The 17,257-nt window shown below is 62.8% G+C and carries 17 protein-coding genes and 1 pseudogene; 14 read left to right on the forward strand and 4 right to left on the reverse strand.

What is annotated here, in order from left to right:
- Positions 1-150: 150 nt before the first annotated feature.
- Positions 151-1,284, reverse strand: a complete 1,134-nt coding sequence (gene lptF / locus QZY07_RS13295; RefSeq protein WP_295403453.1) for an LPS export ABC transporter permease LptF — start codon at positions 1,282-1,284, stop codon at positions 151-153.
- Positions 1,285-1,450: 166 nt separating this feature from the next.
- Between lptF and QZY07_RS13300 the strand changes: the two genes are divergently transcribed.
- Complete coding sequence (locus QZY07_RS13300; RefSeq protein WP_295403456.1) at positions 1,451-1,693, forward strand: TraR/DksA C4-type zinc finger protein; 243 nt, start codon at positions 1,451-1,453, stop codon at positions 1,691-1,693.
- Positions 1,694-1,708: 15 nt separating this feature from the next.
- Here the strand turns inward: QZY07_RS13300 and pepN are convergent.
- A pseudogene (pepN, locus tag QZY07_RS13305) lies at positions 1,709-4,350 on the reverse strand (aminopeptidase N).
- 86 nt (positions 4,351-4,436) lie between these two features.
- Here pepN and grxC point away from each other — a divergent pair.
- The 8 genes from grxC (at position 4,437) to prmA (ending at position 10,391) form a co-directional block, all read left to right on the forward strand.
- Positions 4,437-4,691, forward strand: coding sequence for a glutaredoxin 3 (gene grxC, locus QZY07_RS13310; RefSeq protein WP_295403458.1), 255 nt, complete (start codon positions 4,437-4,439; stop codon positions 4,689-4,691).
- Between the two features lie 52 nt (positions 4,692-4,743).
- On the forward strand, positions 4,744-5,169 hold the full coding sequence (locus tag QZY07_RS13315; RefSeq protein ID WP_295403461.1) for a S4 domain-containing protein: 426 nt from the start codon (positions 4,744-4,746) through the stop codon (positions 5,167-5,169).
- Positions 5,170-5,176: 7 nt separating this feature from the next.
- Complete coding sequence (locus tag QZY07_RS13320) at positions 5,177-5,641, forward strand: hypothetical protein (protein WP_295403463.1); 465 nt, start codon at positions 5,177-5,179, stop codon at positions 5,639-5,641.
- Positions 5,642-5,646: 5 nt separating this feature from the next.
- Complete coding sequence (locus QZY07_RS13325) at positions 5,647-6,534, forward strand: SDR family NAD(P)-dependent oxidoreductase (protein ID WP_295403466.1); 888 nt, start codon at positions 5,647-5,649, stop codon at positions 6,532-6,534.
- Between the two features lie 172 nt (positions 6,535-6,706).
- The gene (gene aroQ / locus QZY07_RS13330) at positions 6,707-7,168 is read left to right on the forward strand and encodes a type II 3-dehydroquinate dehydratase (protein WP_295403469.1); all 462 of its coding nucleotides are present in this window, start codon (positions 6,707-6,709) and stop codon (positions 7,166-7,168) included.
- Between the two features lie 2 nt (positions 7,169-7,170).
- Positions 7,171-7,626 (forward strand): acetyl-CoA carboxylase biotin carboxyl carrier protein, encoded by a 456-nt coding sequence (gene accB / locus QZY07_RS13335; protein WP_295403638.1) that lies wholly within the window; start codon positions 7,171-7,173, stop codon positions 7,624-7,626.
- Between the two features lie 177 nt (positions 7,627-7,803).
- Positions 7,804-9,147: an acetyl-CoA carboxylase biotin carboxylase subunit gene (gene accC, locus QZY07_RS13340; protein ID WP_295403640.1), complete on the forward strand. Its 1,344-nt coding sequence runs from the start codon at positions 7,804-7,806 to the stop codon at positions 9,145-9,147.
- 347 nt (positions 9,148-9,494) lie between these two features.
- A complete protein-coding gene (gene prmA / locus QZY07_RS13345) occupies positions 9,495-10,391 on the forward strand; it encodes a 50S ribosomal protein L11 methyltransferase (protein ID WP_295403472.1) in 897 nt (298 codons plus the stop codon).
- A 36-nt stretch (positions 10,392-10,427) separates the two neighbouring features.
- Here prmA and QZY07_RS13350 read toward each other — a convergent pair whose 3' ends face one another.
- On the reverse strand, positions 10,428-12,332 hold the full coding sequence (locus QZY07_RS13350) for an ATP-binding cassette domain-containing protein (protein ID WP_295403475.1): 1,905 nt from the start codon (positions 12,330-12,332) through the stop codon (positions 10,428-10,430).
- A gap of 188 nt (positions 12,333-12,520) precedes the next feature.
- On the opposite strand from QZY07_RS13350, the gene QZY07_RS13355 reads away from it, so the two are divergent.
- Entirely contained in the window at positions 12,521-13,228 is a 708-nt protein-coding gene (locus QZY07_RS13355) for a Crp/Fnr family transcriptional regulator (RefSeq protein ID WP_295403477.1), read from the forward strand.
- On the opposite strand, the gene QZY07_RS13360 is transcribed toward QZY07_RS13355, so the two are convergent.
- Positions 13,225-13,398, reverse strand: a complete 174-nt coding sequence (locus tag QZY07_RS13360) for a hypothetical protein (protein ID WP_295403480.1) — start codon at positions 13,396-13,398, stop codon at positions 13,225-13,227. The two genes, QZY07_RS13355 and QZY07_RS13360, sit on opposite strands and share 4 nt — an antisense overlap.
- Between QZY07_RS13360 and QZY07_RS13365 the strand changes: the two genes are divergently transcribed.
- The 4 genes from QZY07_RS13365 (at position 13,397) to cydB (ending at position 17,248) form a co-directional block, all read left to right on the forward strand.
- Positions 13,397-13,804: a DUF6858 family protein gene (locus tag QZY07_RS13365; protein WP_295403483.1), complete on the forward strand. Its 408-nt coding sequence runs from the start codon at positions 13,397-13,399 to the stop codon at positions 13,802-13,804. The two genes, QZY07_RS13360 and QZY07_RS13365, sit on opposite strands and share 2 nt — an antisense overlap.
- 31 nt (positions 13,805-13,835) lie before the next feature.
- The gene (locus QZY07_RS13370) at positions 13,836-14,231 is read left to right on the forward strand and encodes a NifB/NifX family molybdenum-iron cluster-binding protein (RefSeq protein ID WP_295403486.1); all 396 of its coding nucleotides are present in this window, start codon (positions 13,836-13,838) and stop codon (positions 14,229-14,231) included.
- Positions 14,232-14,483: 252 nt separating this feature from the next.
- Positions 14,484-16,088, forward strand: a complete 1,605-nt coding sequence (locus QZY07_RS13375) for a cytochrome ubiquinol oxidase subunit I (protein WP_295403488.1) — start codon at positions 14,484-14,486, stop codon at positions 16,086-16,088.
- A 17-nt stretch (positions 16,089-16,105) separates the two neighbouring features.
- Complete coding sequence (cydB, locus tag QZY07_RS13380; protein ID WP_295403491.1) at positions 16,106-17,248, forward strand: cytochrome d ubiquinol oxidase subunit II; 1,143 nt, start codon at positions 16,106-16,108, stop codon at positions 17,246-17,248.
- The last annotated feature ends 9 nt before the right edge of the window (positions 17,249-17,257 follow it).

Below are 17,257 nucleotides of genomic sequence, written 5' to 3' on the forward strand. Positions count from 1 at the left end.
CAGCGACAGCCCAGGTTGGAATTGAATGCGGTTCATGGGCATGGCGGAATTCCTCAGCGAGACGGCGGAACCCAGTGTGCGCCAATTGGCCTCAGAATACTGGCCTAACTGGGCCTAACTGAGGGATCTTGCTAATCAGGAATGCGCTTGCTAGCCTCCACGGCCACCGTCGGCTCCAACCGTAGGACGGCCGGCAAGGCGCTGGTTGAGACGCTGGATCCAGAAGCTGTCAGGCAGCAGGATCAAATAGACGCTACCCAAGATCGCCAGCTGATACCACAGACTCCCCAGCCACGATGGCGTCAGGCCCATCCCCAGCCAAGTCTCCGCCAGTCGCTGGAGATTAAAAAAGCTGAAATAGGCCAGAAAGGCGAGGAACAGACGTCCGCCAGTCTTTTGGCGCGGAGAGATGTCGACCAGCGGAATCGCCAGCATGGCAAGGGTGAAGATTGCCAGGGGCGCGGCGATGCGGTGTTCGAGTTCGGCTCGATCCGCCAGCTCGGATGACGACCACAATTCCACGGTTGACGCCGTGGCACGTTTGGAACTAGTGGGTTGCTTGACGCCGGAACCCTGGATGCGGATCCGGTACTCCTCGAAATCGCCGATAAGAAAGGCACCGGAGCCCGGATTGCCATCGAAACGATGCCCCTGGTTCAAGGTGACAAGATGATCGCCGGTCGCCTCTTCGACCCGGTGCCGACCGCCATTGCTGACGACAAGACGCCCGTTACCGCCTCGCCGGTCGAGAACAAAAATATCGCCCAGCAACTTTCGGCGATCGATCTCACCGATATAGACCACAACCTCCCCTTGCGCTTCCACATAAAATCGTCCGGGCTGTAAACCGGCAATCTGCGTCGCCTGCTCCTTCTGCTGAAGACGAATCTCCTGGATCGCGCCGGCGGCCTCGGGCTGAAGATAGAGCGCAAACCAAGCAGTCAGAAGCGCAACCGGAATCGCCAGCAACAGCAGTGTGCGATAGATCCGCGGCGGACCAATGCCGCAAGCATTCAGCGCAATCAGTTCGCTGTCGCGCGCGAGTCGGCTGAGGGTCACCAGCATGGCCAGAAAGAAGGCCGGCGGTAACAAACTGGAAGTGTCGCGGACCATCTGCAGACGCAGATAACGAAACACCAGATCGATGCTTAGTCCGCCCAGATTGACCTCTTCCAGAGTGCGCAGGAACATCAGACTGATCACGATCAGCAACAGAACGACGACGATGGCGGCAAACGCCTTCGATACTTCGAGGAAAAGATAGCGGTCGACGATCCCGAACATGAACCTTCCTTTATAGGAGCTCCTGGCATTCTGTCACGACGCCGCGATCCCGGACCATCGTCTCAACGGCTCGACCGTCATGATCCCGCCACCGAACGCTCATCCCAGGATCATGAAGCGGGAACATACTCGGGTCTCGTCTCTCCAGCACAGGTCAGAAAATCCGATGGAAAAATACGCCGATGTGCTCGACTTGGCCCAAGCCCACACGGAACGGGAAATCCAACTGCGAATTGCCGCGATCCAAGGCTACACCAACAGCGGACACGGTCGTGAATTCTGCGTCGATTGCGGCGAGCCGATCCCGGACATCCGCCGCCAGCATGTTCCCAATGCCAAACGTTGCGCCATCTGCCAGGAAGCCGATGAACGCAGCCGCACACCGCCGTTGCGGCGTTGCGCGGCATAAAGGCGAGCCCCGCGGCTAATTGCTTTCCAATGCCTTCGAGGCAACCTCGAAGGCATCCTTGGATAATTCCTCGGAACCCAGGATACGCTCGATTTCGGCGCGCATCAGCGCTTGCCGGCCTGGATCGAAGCGCCGCCAGCGAATCATCGCCTTGAGCAGGCGCGAAGCGATCTGCGGATTGAGCGGATCGAGCTCCAGCACTCGATCGGCCAGAAAGCGATAGCCGCCACCGTCGAGGGCGTGAAAGCGCACCTGATTGGCCGTGCAGAAGGCGCCAACCAGGCTACGCACGCGGTTGGGATTGCGCAGCGAAAAATCGGTGTGCCCCATGAGATGGCGCACCCGCTCCAGAGTCTCCGGACGCGAACTGGTCGCCTGCACGCTGAACCATTTATCCAGGACCAGGGGTTCCCGGAACCAGCGGCGATAGAATTCATCCAGCGCTTGCGCGCCTTCCGCTCCTCCATGATCGACCAGCAGACGCAACGCCGCCATCACGTCCGTCATGCTGTGCGCCGCGGCAAACTGCGACTGACAGTCTTGCAGCGCCTGTGCATCGCCCACCCGCATCAGGTAACCCAGGGCCAGGTTCTTGAGCGCGCGATGCCCGCTCGCCGCAGGCGTGAAAGCATAGGGCCCCATCTCGCGGTTATCCCGATAGACCCCGAGCAAATCCTCGCGCAGACGTTCGCCGACGAGACGCCCGAGCGCCATGCGCGCGCGATGGATCCCATCGACGTCGACCACCTCCATCTGATCGCCAAGATAGGATTCGGAAGGCAGGGTTAACACTTCGGCGAGCAGCGCCCGGTCGCTCGACGGATTGAGCAGCGCGCGGCGAAAGGCCTCGAAAAAATGCTCGGGGATTCCGGCCTCGGGGTCCGCGACCAGTGCCAGCAGCAGACGCTGCAAGAGTGTCTGGGCCGCATCCCAACGATTGAAACCGTCACTGTCGTGCGCCATCAGAAACAGCAGGTCATCGTCGCTGTAGGCAAAACGCAATTTCACTGGCGCGGGAAAGCCGCGCAGCAGCGACGGCACCGGACGCGCGGTCAAATCGATACAGCAAAAGCGTTCCTCGACCTCGCACAGTTCCAGTACGCGCGTGCCGGGGGCAGTCGCTGACGGCTCGCCCGCAAGCCGCAGCGGCAGATCCCGGCCATCGGGGCCGAGCAGACCGATCGCCAGCGGGATATGAAAAGGCGCCTTGACCGTCTGACCGGGCGTCGGCGGGGTGTGCTGGCGGATCGTCAGGGTATAGGCGCCAGACGTTGCGTCATAGTCGCCGGCGACGGTCAGTTCCGGGGTTCCCGCCTGGTCGTACCAGCGGCGGAACTGGCCGAGGTCGCGGCCGCTCGCGTTTTCCATGCAGCGCACGAAATCGTCCGTGGTCACGGCCTGACCGTCGTGGCGCTCGAAATAGAGATCGGTCGCCTGGCGGAACCGCTCGGGTCCGAGCAGATTGGCCTGCATCCGCACCACCTCGGCGCCTTTCTGATAGACGGTGGCGGTGTAGAAGTTATTGATCTCAATATAGGACTCGGGGCGAACCGGGTGTGCCATCGGGCCGCCATCCTCGGGAAACTGGTGCGCCCGCAACAACCGGACATCGTTGATTCGCTTGACCCCGCGCGATCCCATGTCGGCGGAAAACTCCTGATCCCGATAGACGGTGAAGCCCTCTTTCAGACTCAGCTGGAACCAGTCGCGGCAGGTGATGCGGTTGCCGGTCCAGTTATGGAAATACTCGTGGGCGATGACGCCCTCGATGCCCTCGAAATCCGCATCGGTGGCGGTATCCGGACGTGCCAGTACATATTTGTCGTTAAAGACATTGAGCCCCTTGTTCTCCATGGCGCCCATGTTGAAATGGCTGACCGCGACGATCATGAAAACATCCAGGTCATATTCGCGCCCGAAACGCTCCTCGTCCCAGCGCAGGGCCTTTTTGAGCGACCGCATCGCATGATCGCACTTGTCCAGATTGTGCGGCTCGACATAGATTTTGAGTTCGACCTCGCGCCCCGAGGCGGTGGTATAGCGATCCTCGACCGCGCTCAGATCGCCGGCGATCAGCGCGAACAGATAACTCGGCTTGGAAAAGGGTCTTCCCAGCGCACCAGATGGCGCCCATCGGGGAGATCCCGCGCTTCGACCCGGTTGCCATTGGACAGCAGCACCGGGAAACGGCGCCGGTCGGCAACCAGGGTTGTGCCGTAACAGGCCATCACGTCCGGGCGGTCCAGGAAATAGGTGATGCGGCGAAAACCCTCCGCCTCGCATTGGGTGCAGAGCATGTCGCCGGATTGATAGAGTCCCTCCAGCGCGGTATTGAGGTTGGGATGGATCCGCACCCGCGTCATCAGACCAAAGCGATCCGGCACCCGCAACAGCGTCAGCGACTCCGCGTCCACCCGATAGTCGGCCGGCGTCAGGGGGCGATCATTGATGGCGACCTGTTCCAGATCCAACTGCTCGCCATGCAAACGCAGCGAACCGTCGCCGCGCGTCGCGGCCGGATTGCGGCGCAGCTTGAGCCGCGCCTCGACCGAAGTCCGCTCGGGATCCAGCTCGAAACGCAGATCGACCCGATCGATCAGAAACTCCGGCGGCCGATAATCGTGCAGAGAGATGGGATGCGGAGTGTTTCGATACATGATGAGCCTATTTTCAAGGTTGCCTTGACGATTTCCGCCCAAACGGCGAAGCTCGTGAATCGGACAGAAAAGGACAACGTGAGACGATGCCTCAGGTCACCATCTACACCACCATGGTGTGCCCCTATTGTAGCCGCGCCAAACGCCTGCTGAAACGCAAGGGCATCGGATTCGACGAGATCCCGGTTGATCGCGATCCGGCGCGGATGCAACTCATGGTCGAACTCAGCCAGCGCCATACCGTCCCCCAGATCTTTATCGACGACCGGCTGATCGGCGGCTATGACGATCTGGCCCTGCTCGATGAGCGCGGCGAACTGGATGCCCTGCTCGGTTTGTAGCGCATGCGACGAGCGCTTGATTGCACGCCCATCGGCCACACTCTGATCGTTCATGAAAGAAGACATCCCCACACCGGAACTGCGGCTCGACAAATGGCTCTGGGCCGCGCGATTTTTCAAGACCCGCCATCTGGCCGTCGAGGCGATCAATAGCGGCAAGATCCAGGTCGACGGTCAGCGCGCCAAGCCGGGACGCACCATCCGCCCCGGTACCCGCCTGGACATCCGCAAGGGCGGTCTCTCCTGGGAGATCGAGGTGCTCGCCATCGCCAAACAACGCCGCCCGGCCACCGAGGCGGCCCTTCTCTACGCGGAGAATGAGGCCAGTCGACTGAAACGCCAGACGCTGATCCGCGAACGCCGCGAAATCGGCGCGGATTCCGGCGACACGGACGGCCGGCCCAGCAAGCGCGACCGACGGATGATCCAGCAATTCACCGGTCGCGGCGACACCGGCAAAACCGCTCCGGGGAGTTGATGCCAGCGTGGACAGCGAAGCCTTCCGAAGCACCTACCGCGCCATCAACGAGCGTTTCTGTCCCTACGAAAAGGCGATTCTGACCAACCAATGCGCCTGCTCCCTAGCGCGGAAATTTTGTATCGCCGAACGTGAAGGGGTGCAATGCTCCTCGGATTCGGCCCAAGCCGACTGCCTGGAACTTCTGGAGCGACTGCGCCAGCAGGCACGTTTCGCCCTCAAGTTGACCGATACCCGCGGCGCCCTCCCCCACGCCAAGGCCATGCGTATTCAGGTTGGCGGTCTGCGCGGCATCCAGTCGTCCCTGACGCCTGATGACCCCGCGCCCCTCTTCATCGCGGATATCCGAGCGATGGTCGAAGCCGCGATCGAACGGTTTGGCGCGCTGGAGCGGCTACCCTTCGACCACATCATGCAACAGGTCGCCGCCTATCGGGGCCGCCAGGGCCCGCACCAGCGGGGCAAGAGATGAAACCTATGTCAACGTCCCACGGGAAGACCGCGCTCGTCACCGGCGCCAATTCGGGCCTGGGCAAGGCGATCGCGCACGCACTGGCCAGCACCGGATGGCGCGTTGGACTGGTCGCGCGTCACCGTGCGCGCGGCGAAGCGGCGGTTGCCGAGATACAGACCAGCACCGACAACGCGGATCTGCATCTGTTCGTTGCCGATCTGGCCGATCAATCGGCACTGCGCGCACTGGCAGAGCAGGTTCTGGAACGATTCGACCGGGTACATCTTCTGGTCAACAATGCCGGAACCGCCTTTCCCGCGCGGCGGTTGAGCCCCGACGGCATCGAATGCGCTCTGGCGGTCAACCACCTCGCCCCCTTTCTCCTGACGCATCTGCTCCTGGAGCGATTGCAGTCCAGCGCGCCCGCGCGGATCGTCAACGTTGGCACCCGCATCGACACCGTCATGGACTTCACGGACCTGAACTGGGAGCGGCGGCCCTACCGCATGATGCAGGCCTATGGCCAGTCCAAGCTCGGCAACCTGCATTTCACCTTCGAACTGGCGCGCCGTCTTCAGGGTAGCGGCGTGACAGTCAACTGCGTCTTCCCTGGCGTTTTCAAATCCAACCTGGGAGGCACGGATGGGGCGCAAGGTCTCTTCTGGAAGCTGGTCTCGGTGCTAGTGGGTTGGGCGTTACCGACAGCGGATCAAGCCGCGCGGCGAGTACTGCATGTCGCCACGGCACCGGAGGTGGACGATGTCAGCGGGCGATATTTCGGCGACCGCAAGACCCTCAAGGCACCGCCCCAGGTGCTGAACCCGGCGGCCAACCGGCGTTTGTGGGAGATCAGCGAGACGCTGACGGGGCTGTCGGAGGACGCAAGCGCACTGGATGTTTCAAATGCCTGAAGTGGCGCGCAAACCCGGCATCGCCACGTCAACCTGATCGGTGGCGGGGCAGGCGACGAACCGACTGGACAAAATTCCGTAAAATCCGCACAATTCGCGGCGATTTGTCGCCGTTCGCATCGAACTGGCCACAACCCCTCAAACCGAAACCCTCTGAAAGGCAGCACCCGCGATGGCCGCGATTCTGGTCCTGAATGGACCGAACCTCAATCTGCTCGGCACCCGCGAGCCCGGACACTATGGCCGGACGACCCTGGCCGATCTCCAGCGCGCGCTGGAAACCACGGCCCAGGCCGCGGGTTATCGGCTCGATTTCATTCAGAGCAACGCAGAACACATCCTGATCGAAGCCATCCATCGTGCTCCGCTGGACGAGGTGCGCTTCATCCTCTTCAATCCGGCCGCTTTCACCCATACCAGCGTCGCCCTGCGCGATGCCCTGCTTGCCGTCGCGATCCCCTTTATCGAGGTGCACCTGTCGAACGTGCACGCCCGCGAGCCATTCCGCGCCCACTCCTATTTCTCGGACATCGCGGTGGGCGTGATCAGCGGACTCGGGGCCGAGGGATACGCACTGGCGTTACGCGCCGCGCTCAATCGCCTGGCGCAGGAACCGACGAACGAGAACCTATGACCATGGATATCCGCAAGGTAAAGAAGTTGATCGAGCTACTGGAGCAATCCGACGTGGCCGAGATCGAGATCCACGAGGGCGAGGAATCGGTGCGCATCAGCCGTCATGGCAGCGCGCCGATGCCCTATTACATGCCCCAACCGATGCCAGGGCCGTTCAACGCTCCCGTGGCGCCCGCGGCACTGACCGTCGCGACCGACGACGACCCCTTGGCCGGACTGGATGGCGAAATCGTCCGCTCGCCCATGGTCGGCACCTTCTATCGGGCGCCCTCGCCCGGCGCCAAATCCTTTGTGGAGGAGGGTCAGACGGTCCAGGCCGGCGAGACGCTCTGTATCATCGAGGCGATGAAAATCCTCAACCAGATCGAATGCGAACAGGCCGGAACGGTCCGGCGCATCCTGGTCGAAAACGGTCAACCGGTCGAATACAACCAGCCGCTGTTCGTGATCGAATGAGGAGCGAACCGTCTCCGGCATGGCGCGCCTCTTTTCCCGAACGGTTTGGCTTCGACTGAACCGACCGACGTTGCCGATGGCCTGGACACGGTTTGAAACACCCGTCAGCGCGCGGCCGGTCCGGCGCTTCCGTGGCCCAACCTGCCGCCCCCTACTGAAGACATCCCCATCATGGCAATGATCGAGAAGGTACTGATCGCGAATCGCGGCGAGATCGCGCTGCGCATCCTGCGCGCCTGCCGCGAACTCGGCATCAAGACGGTCGCCGTCCACTCCGAGGCCGACCGCGACCTGAAACACGTCCTGCTAGCCGACGAGTCCGTCTGCATCGGACCGGCCGCCTCGCTCCAGAGTTATCTCAACGTGCCGGCGATCATCAGCGCGGCCGAGGTCACGGATACCGTCGCCATTCATCCCGGCTATGGCTTCCTGTCCGAGAACGCCGATTTCGCCGAGCGGGTCGAGCGCTCGGGTTTCATCTTCATCGGCCCACGCCCGGAGACCATCCGACTGATGGGCGATAAGGTCTCCGCCATCGCGGCCATGAAGGCCGCTGGCGTACCCTGCGTGCCGGGTTCCGACGGACCGATCGACGACGACAACAAAAAGCGCACCCTGGAGATTGCCCGCGAGATCGGCTATCCGATCATCATCAAGGCGTCCGGCGGCGGCGGCGGACGCGGCATGCGGGTAGTCCATTCCGAGGCGACCCTACTCAACGCCATCTCGCTGACCAAGGCGGAGGCCGCCGCGACCTTCAACAACGACATGGTCTACTTGGAAAAGTATCTGGAGAACCCGCGTCATGTCGAGTTCCAGATCCTCGCCGACCAGATGGGCAACGCCATCCATCTGGGCGAGCGTGACTGCTCCATGCAGCGGCGTCACCAAAAGGTCGTCGAGGAAGCCCCGGCTCCGGGCATCACCGAGGCCCAGCGGCGCGAGATCGGCGAACGCTGCGCCGCCGCCTGCCGCACCATCGGTTATCGCGGCGCCGGCACCTTCGAGTTTCTCTACGAGAACGGCCACTTCTATTTCATCGAGATGAACACGCGGGTGCAGGTCGAGCACCCGGTCACCGAGATGGTCACGGGCGTGGACATCGTCAAGGAACAGATCCTGATCGCCGCCGGCGAGCCGTTGCGTTACACCCAGAAAGACATCGTCATGCGCGGTCACGCCATCGAGTGCCGGATCAACGCCGAGGACTCCGAGACCTTCATGCCAAGCCCCGGCAAGATCACCGAGTTCCACGCCCCCGGCGGCCCCGGAGTACGACTGGAGACCCACATCTACACCGGCTATACGGTGCCGCGTTACTACGACTCCATGATCGGCAAGCTGATCACCCATGGCGAGGACCGCGAATCGGCGATCGCACGCATGTGCAACGCCCTGCGCGAGACCGTCATCGACGGCATCAACACCAACATCAAGCTCCAGCGCGCCATCCTGCGGGACGGCGCCTTTCTCGCGGGCGGCGCCAACATCCACTACCTTGAAAAAAAACTCGGGATGTAAATTAAATCGCGTCCGGCGTGGCATGTCCTGTTCGTCCATTGGGCCAACATTGACCAAACCCACGGACGTTGGCGTTAACGCGGTTTAAGCGTTTCGCTTTTATCGCCTTCGCACCCGATATCCCGGCATACCCTGTCGCAGGAGCGGGTTGCAAACCCGCTCCTGCGTCCGGTGATCGCATGCGACGGCTATCTGCGCAAAAACTCCTGGGAGCGCCGACAGATCGTCGGCAGACTCAGCGCGACGCCAACAGGCGTTTCGGTCATCCCAACGCACATTGCCTGACCGACTCAATCGGTCAACCGCGCTTGTTCGATCATCATCTTTAAGGATTCGATGCCACCCCCATGCCCTGGCTGCAACTCTCCTTCAACGTCCCGCGCGCGCAAACCGAAGCCTTCTCGCTTAACCTGGAGATCGCGGGCGCGCTGTCCATCACGCTCGGCGATGCCGGCGAGGAGCCGCAACTCGAACCCGGCCCTGGCGAAACCCCGCTGTGGTCCGAGGTCACGCTCACCGCCCTGTTCGAGAGCGATCCGGAGACCCAGACGCTGGTCGAGCGGCTCGCCCGTCACCTGACCGTCCAGTTAGGCACCCCGCCACGCATCGAGCGTATCGAGGATCGGGTCTGGGAACGGGTCTGGCTGGACACCTTCAAACCCACCCGTTTCGGTCGCCGACTCTGGGTCTGTCCGCACGGCCAGGCGCCGAACGATCCGCGCGCCGTCGTCGTGGCGCTCGATCCGGGGCTGGCCTTCGGCACCGGACATCACGCGACCACCGCGCTCTGCCTGGAGTGGCTCGATGGTGCCTCGCTCGCCGACAAGACCGTCCTCGATTTTGGCTGCGGTTCCGGCATCCTGGCCATCGCCGCGCTGAAGCTCGGCGCCGCGCGCGCCATCGCCGTGGACCACGATCCGCAGGCGCTGGAGGCCACCCGTGACAACGCGCTGGCCAACGGCGTCGCCGACCGACTCGACATTCACGCCCCGGAGCATCTCCCGGACCACGCCGCCGACTGCGTCCTGGCCAACATCCTCGCCGCCACCCTGATCGCGCTGGCCCCACGCCTGATCGAACGGCTGCGGCCCCAGGGCGAGCTGGTGCTGTCCGGCGTCCTCGCCGAGCAGGCGGACAGCGTCCGCGCTGCTTATACGGATTCCCTTGATCTGGATCCAACCCGTATCCGCGAGGATTGGGTGCTGATCAGCGGCAGTCGGAAACACCGCCATCCGGACGGATGAAAAGCCAGGAAAGATCGCCATGCGCCGGAGACATGTCTACCGCCGCCCCTCCAACACCTCCCAACGGGCATAGGCATCCTCCAGCGTCGCGTCCACGACCTCCAGCCGGGCCTTGACCTTCGCGACCTCGCCCCCGTCCGCCTGATAGAGCGCGGGATCGGCCAGGCAGGCGTGCAGATCCGCCTGCTCCTGCTCCAGCGATTCGATGCGCGCCGGCAGTTCGGCCAGTTCGCGGGTTTCCTTGAAACTCAACTTGTCCGCGCCGCGCTTGGGTTTGGCGGCATCCGTGCCGGATTCCGCGAGTTTCGGCTTGGCCTCGGCAGGTCGAGATGATGCGGCCGAGGCCGGACGCTGGCGCAGCCAGTCCTCGTAACCGCCGACGTAATCGCACACCCGTCCGTCGCCCTCGAACACCAGCGTACTGGTGACGACGTTATCCAGCATGACGCGGTCATGGCTGACCAGCAGCAGGGTGCCGGCGAATTGCACCAGCAGTTCCTCCAGCAGTTCGAGCGTCTCGGTGTCCAGATCGTTGGTCGGCTCGTCGAGTACCAGCAAATTGGCCGGGCGCGTGAACAGCTTGGCCAGCAGCAGACGATTGCGCTCGCCGCCGGACAAGGCCTTGACCGGCTGGCGCGCGCGCTCGGGCGTGAAGAGGAAGTCCTTGAGATAGGACAGAACATGCCGCGACTGGCCATCGATTTCGATCTGATCGCTGCCGCCGGCGACGTTGTCCTGCACGCTCTTTTCCAGATCGAGTTGGGCGCGCAGTTGGTCGAAATAGGCGACCTGGAGATTGGTGCCGCGCTGGATGCGTCCGCTCTGCGGCTCCAGACCGCCCAGCAGCAGCTTGAGCAGGGTGCTCTTGCCCACCCCGTTGGGGCCGATGATGCCGATCTTGTCGCCGCGCAGGATCAGCGTACTGAAGTCGCGGATGACCGGACGCCCGCCCAAACCGAAGGTCACGCCCTCGGCCTCCACCACCAGCTTGCCCGAACGCTCCGCGTCGCTCACCCGCAGTCGCGCGGTGCCCTGTTGCTCGCGCCGCTCGCGGCGTTCCTCGCGCAGCGCCTTGAGCGCGCGCACCCGGCCCTCGTTGCGGGTCCGTCGCGCCTTGACGCCCTGACGGATCCACACCTCCTCCTCGGCCAGCTTACGGTCGAATTGCTCGACCGCCATCGACTCGGCGTGCAGACGCTCCTCGCGGCGACGCAGATAATTCGCGTAATCACCCGGCCAGTCAGTGATGCGCCCGCGGTCGATTTCGAGAATCCGGGTCGCGACCCGTTGCAGAAAGCGCCGGTCATGGGTAACGAACAACAGCGAGCCGGGAAAATCCAGCAGAAACTCTTCGAGCCAATGGATGGATTCGATATCCAGATGGTTGGTCGGCTCGTCGAGCAGCAGCAGATCGGGCTCGATGACGAGCGCGCGGGCGAGCAGCACGCGGCGCTGAAGACCGCCCGAGAGCGACTGGAACTGGGCCTCGGCGTTCAGCCCGAGCCGCGTGATGACCCGCTCGGTGCGCCGCTCGATCTCCCAGCCGTTGCGATCCTCCAACTGCTGCTGCACCCGCGCCAAGCGGTCGAGTTCGCCCTCGGTGGCATTGGCGCCGAGACCATGCGACAGCCGGAAATACTCCCGCACCAGACCGCCAAGATCGCCCAGCCCATCCGCGACCACCTCGAAGACCGTGGCGTCCGTCTGGTCGCGCGGAATCTCCTGGGCCAGCTTGGCGATGGTCACGCCCTGCACGACCCGGACCTGGCCGCCGTCGGCCTGCGCCTCGCCGGCGATGATGCGCAGCAACGTGGACTTGCCGGCGCCATTGCGGCCGATCAGACAGATCCGCTCGCCCCGGTCGATGGTCAAGGTGACATCCTCCAGCAGCGGCGGCTGGCCATAGGAGAGCGAGATCGAGTCGAGATTGAGCAGTGGCATCGGGTTTCCTGAAGGTTGAGCACGGGCGACGCCATGCGGTTGCGTCCGCACGGCGGTGCATGACTGATTTGCGATTTCGCAATGAGGCGATGATAATTGTTTCTCGATACGCCTGATCCGGCAAAGAGGGCATCCTGCACCTGACGTGCCCGCAGGCAAACGCGGTTTTTCAGGAATAACCTTAACCGATGGCGAAAAGTGTGACATTACGGGATGCCTGGTCCGGCGAGGCAAACTGCCAAAACTGCTCGCTCCGAACCTCGGTTCTCTTTGCTGGGCTGCAAGAGTCCGACTTCGAGCGCATTCACGATCCCATCGACCAGTTCACGCTGAAGCCTGGGACGAGCCTCTACCGTGCCGGCGACACCGGCGACCACATGTTCACGGTCCGCGTCGGCGCCCTGAAGCTGGTCCAGTATCTGCCGGACGGGAGTCAGCGCATCGTGCGCATCGTGCGCGTGACCGACGTGCTGGGCCTGGAGGCCATCCTTGACGATGCCTACCACCATGACGCCATCGCGCTGCATGTCACCGAAGTCTGCCGCTTTCCGGCACGTCTCGTGCGCGACCTGGGACGCGAAAACCCGAGCCTGCACCACGAACTCATGACCCGCTGGCAGCGCGCCTTGACCGAGGCCGATGCCTGGCTGACCGAACTCTCCACCGGCGCGGCCCGCCAGCGGGTCGCGCGTCTGCTGCTGCGTCTGGTGCTGAATCGCGAGACCAGCGAGTGTCATCTGTTCAGCCGCGAGGACATGGGCGCCATGCTCGGCGTGACCACCGAAACCACCAGCCGCACCATCGCCGAATTCAAGCGTCAGAGTCTGCTGGTCGAAACCGCGCCCAATCTGTTTCTGCTCGACATCCCGAATCTGCGCCGCATCGCCGAGGATTAAAGCCATCCCGTCTCCGGGGTGTCGAGTTTGACTGATTTCAATGCCGCACGTCGAAACAACTCGTACTCTCCGCCTGTTGTGTCGCTCACGGCCGCGCACTCATCCACGGCGACTGGCGACAGGAACGCGATGACCGCCAGAATCCAATCAGTGTCGATGGAGATCGTCATGAAACAAACCCTCACGCTCGCGGAATATCCGCTGTTCACCCTGGAAATCGAGCGCGAGGAGACCCGTTTCGATTCGGTCGATGCCATCTGCGCCTACTTCCGGGCCTGTATCGAGGCGCATCGCGGGGCGCAGTTCATCGCCGAGTTCGACCATTACGCGCACACCAGATCGCTGCCGGAAGGTCATATCGGCGCAGGGATCCTCGCCGCCAAGAATGTCGTCTTCTGTCTGGGAATCGCGCTGCCGAATCCGCATCTACTCGCCGACCGCCCGAGATCCATTGGCGTCGCCGAGACCGATCGGGGGTTCCTGATTACCTTTCTGGAAGCCCCCATGCCGGTGGTCAACGCCGCCATGGAAGACTGGGCGCTGGGACTCTGCGACCGACCGCGGGCGGCGCCCTGACCCGTTCAATCCCTCAGCTTTGGAGTCATCCATGCGCATCGCCGTCACCAGCCAGAACTTTCGTACCATCACCGGCCATGCCGGCAAGAGCAGACGCTTTCTCATCCTGGAAGCCGACGGCGTGACCGATCCGATCGAGATCGACCGGCTGGACCTGCCCATGGACCTATCGCTGCATGAGTATCATGGCGACGATCATCCGCTGTTCGAGCTGCAACTCGACGCCATTGTCACCCAGAGCGCCGGTCAGGGCTTCATCCAGCGCCTGTCGCGACACGGCATCCGGGTACACACGACCAGTGCCACCGACCCGATCGAGGCCGTCAACGCCATCGCGGCGGGAACATCGCTGCCCGTCGCCGCGCCGCATGACCATGACCACGCACCTGACCGTCAGCGCATGACGCTCTCCCCCGACACGCATTGATCCTGTCCCCCGAGCGGCACGACCCCGGAGCATCAGGCGATGCGAGTCGTTTTGATAGGGGTATAAAAAGATGCTGCGCTACACTTAGTCTCGGGTCATTCCTGACAACTCTGTTATGGATTACCCTCTCGCGATGGAACCTCCGGCATGACGCGCGAGACGCCGCGCCAAACACAGGCTCGGCGCTTCAAAAACACCGCCGGATCGTGACTTATCTCTCTTACTTGACGGCTTGGATCAGGAGAATCGTTCATGCTCGACAGCGCCATGGTTGAACTCTCGCGATGGCAGTTCGCCAGTACCGCGATGTATCACTTTCTCTTCGTTCCCCTGACACTGGGGCTCTCCTGGATCCTGGTGATCATGGAGAGCGTCTATGTCATGACCGGACGGGAAATCTACCGGGACATGACCAAGTTCTGGGGCAAGCTCTTCGGCATTAACTTTGCCCTCGGCGTCACCACCGGACTCACGATGGAGTTCCAGTTCGGTACGAACTGGGCCTATTACAGCCACTATGTCGGGGATGTCTTCGGCGCCCCGCTCGCCATCGAGGGCCTGATGGCCTTCTTCCTGGAGTCCACCTTCATCGGACTCTTCTTCCTCGGCTGGGAGCGCCTGACCAAGCGCCAGCATCTGGCCGTTACCTTCCTGATGGCCTTCGGCTCGAATCTCTCCGCGCTCTGGATCCTGATCGCCAACGGCTGGATGCAGAATCCGGTCGGTTCCGAATTCAGTTTCGAGACCATGCGCATGGAAATGACCAGCTTCGGCGAACTGCTGATGAATCCGGTCGCCCAGGTCAAGTTCGTGCACACCGTCGCCGCCGGCTATGTCACCGCCACCATGTTCGTGCTCGGCATCAGCGCCTGGTACATGCTGAAGGGACGCGATCTGGCCTTCGCCAAACGCTCCTTCTCGGTCGCCGTCGGTTTCGGACTGGCGTCGATCCTCTCGGTTATCCTGCTCGGCGACGAGTCCGGCTACGAGGTGGGCGACATCCAGCGGGTGAAGCTCGCGGCCATCGAAGCGGAGTGGGAGACCGAGAAGGCGCCCGCTGCCTTCACCATCTACGGCAACCCGAGCAACGAGGACGAGGAGACGCATAACGCCATCAAGGTGCCCTGGCTGCTCGGGCTGATCGCCACCCGCTCGCTCGACACCGAGGTCAAGGGACTGAAAGACCTGATGGTCGATCATGAGGTGCGCATCCGCAGCGGCATGGTCGCCTTTGAATACCTGGAGCGACTGCGCAGCGGCGAGGACACCCCCGGCAACCGTGCCAGCTTCGAGGATCATAAGGACGATCTGGGCTATGGACTGCTGTTGAAGCCCTATACCGAGAATCCCGCCCAGGCCACCGAGGAACAGATCCAGATGGCGGTCAAGGATTCCATCCCCGAAGTCGCGCCCATCTTCTGGGCCTTCCGGGTCATGGTCGGGGCCGGCGTCTGGATGCTGCTGTTGTTGGTGCTTGGTTTCTACTATAACGCCAAGCGCGTGATTCAGGAGAAACGCTGGCTGCTGCGTCTGTTCCTGTGGAGCATCCCGGTACCCTGGCTCGCCGTCGAAACCGGCTGGTTCGTCGCCGAGTTCGGACGTCAACCCTGGGCCATCGGCGAGGTGCTTCCCACCAGTATCGCCGCGTCGAGCCTGACCGCCACCGACCTCGTCATCAGCATGTCCGGCTTTCTCCTCTTCTATACGGCGCTCTTTATTATCGAGATGTTCCTGATGGTCAAATTCGCCCGTCAGGGGCCAAGCTCGCTGCACACTGGCCGTTATCATCACGAGTGCGAGACCGGCCACGCCGGCGGCATGACACCCGCGACGGCCCCTCAGAAACAGGCTGAATAGCCCCGGAGCTTTTGACCATGATTCTTGATTACGAAACGCTGAAGTTCATCTGGTGGGTACTGGTCGGCGTGCTTTTCATCGGCTTTGCCGTCACCGACGGCATGGACATGGGCGTCGGCACCCTGCTTCCGTTCCTGGGCAAGACCGACGATGAACGGCGCGTCATCATCAACACCATCGGCCCGCACTGGGACGGCAACCAGGTCTGGCTCATCACCGCCGGCGGCGCAATTTTCGCCGCCTGGCCGCTGGTCTACGCGGCGGCCTTCTCGGGCTTCTACTTCGCCATGCTGCTGGCGCTGTTCGCGCTCTTCTTCCGGCCGGTCGGCTTCGACTACCGCAGCAAGATCGAGGATCCGCGCTGGCGCAATGCCTGGGACTGGGGCCTGTTCGTCGGCGGCGCCGTGCCCGCGCTCGTGTTCGGCATCGCCTTCGGCAATCTGCTCCAGGGGGTTCCCTTTCATCTGGATAACTTCCTGCGGCCATTCTACAGCGGCGGTTTCTTTGGGCTGTTGAATCCCTTTGCCCTGCTCGCCGGCCTGATCAGTCTCGGCATGCTAACCATGCACGGCGCGATCTGGCTGCAACTGCGCACCGCCGAGCCGATCGCCTCACGGGCCAAGGTCTGGGCCAAGAAGGTCGGTCTCGCGACCATCGTCGGCTTTGCCATCGCGGGCGTGTGGATGAGTCTGGGCATCGAGGGGTTCCGGGTGGTGTCGGAGCATGTCCCCAACGCCACACCCAACCCGCTGAATAAAGAAGTCATTCAGGAAGCAGGTGCCTGGCTCGCGAACTATGGCAACTATCCCTGGACCCTGCTATTCCCGCTGCTGGGTTTCGCTGGACTGGGGCTTGGCATTCTGGGGTCGATGTCCGATCGTCCCGGACTCGGGCTGATTGCGAGCAGTCTGGGCCTGACCGGAGTGATCATGACCGCGGGTGCGGCCATGTTCCCCTTCATCATGCCGTCGAGCACCAATCCGAACAGCAGCCTGATCGCCTGGGATGCGGTCTCCAGTCACCTGACGCTCACCGTCATGTTCTGGGCCGCGGTGATCTTTATTCCGCTGATTCTGGCCTACACCACCTGGACCTACGCCAAGATGTGGCGGCGGGTGACGGTGGAAGAGATCCGGGCGCAGGATCATCTGGCGTATTAAACCGGGCCC

Source organism: uncultured Thiocystis sp., assembly GCF_903866365.1.
Taxonomy (GTDB): Bacteria; Pseudomonadota; Gammaproteobacteria; order Chromatiales; family Chromatiaceae; genus Chromatium.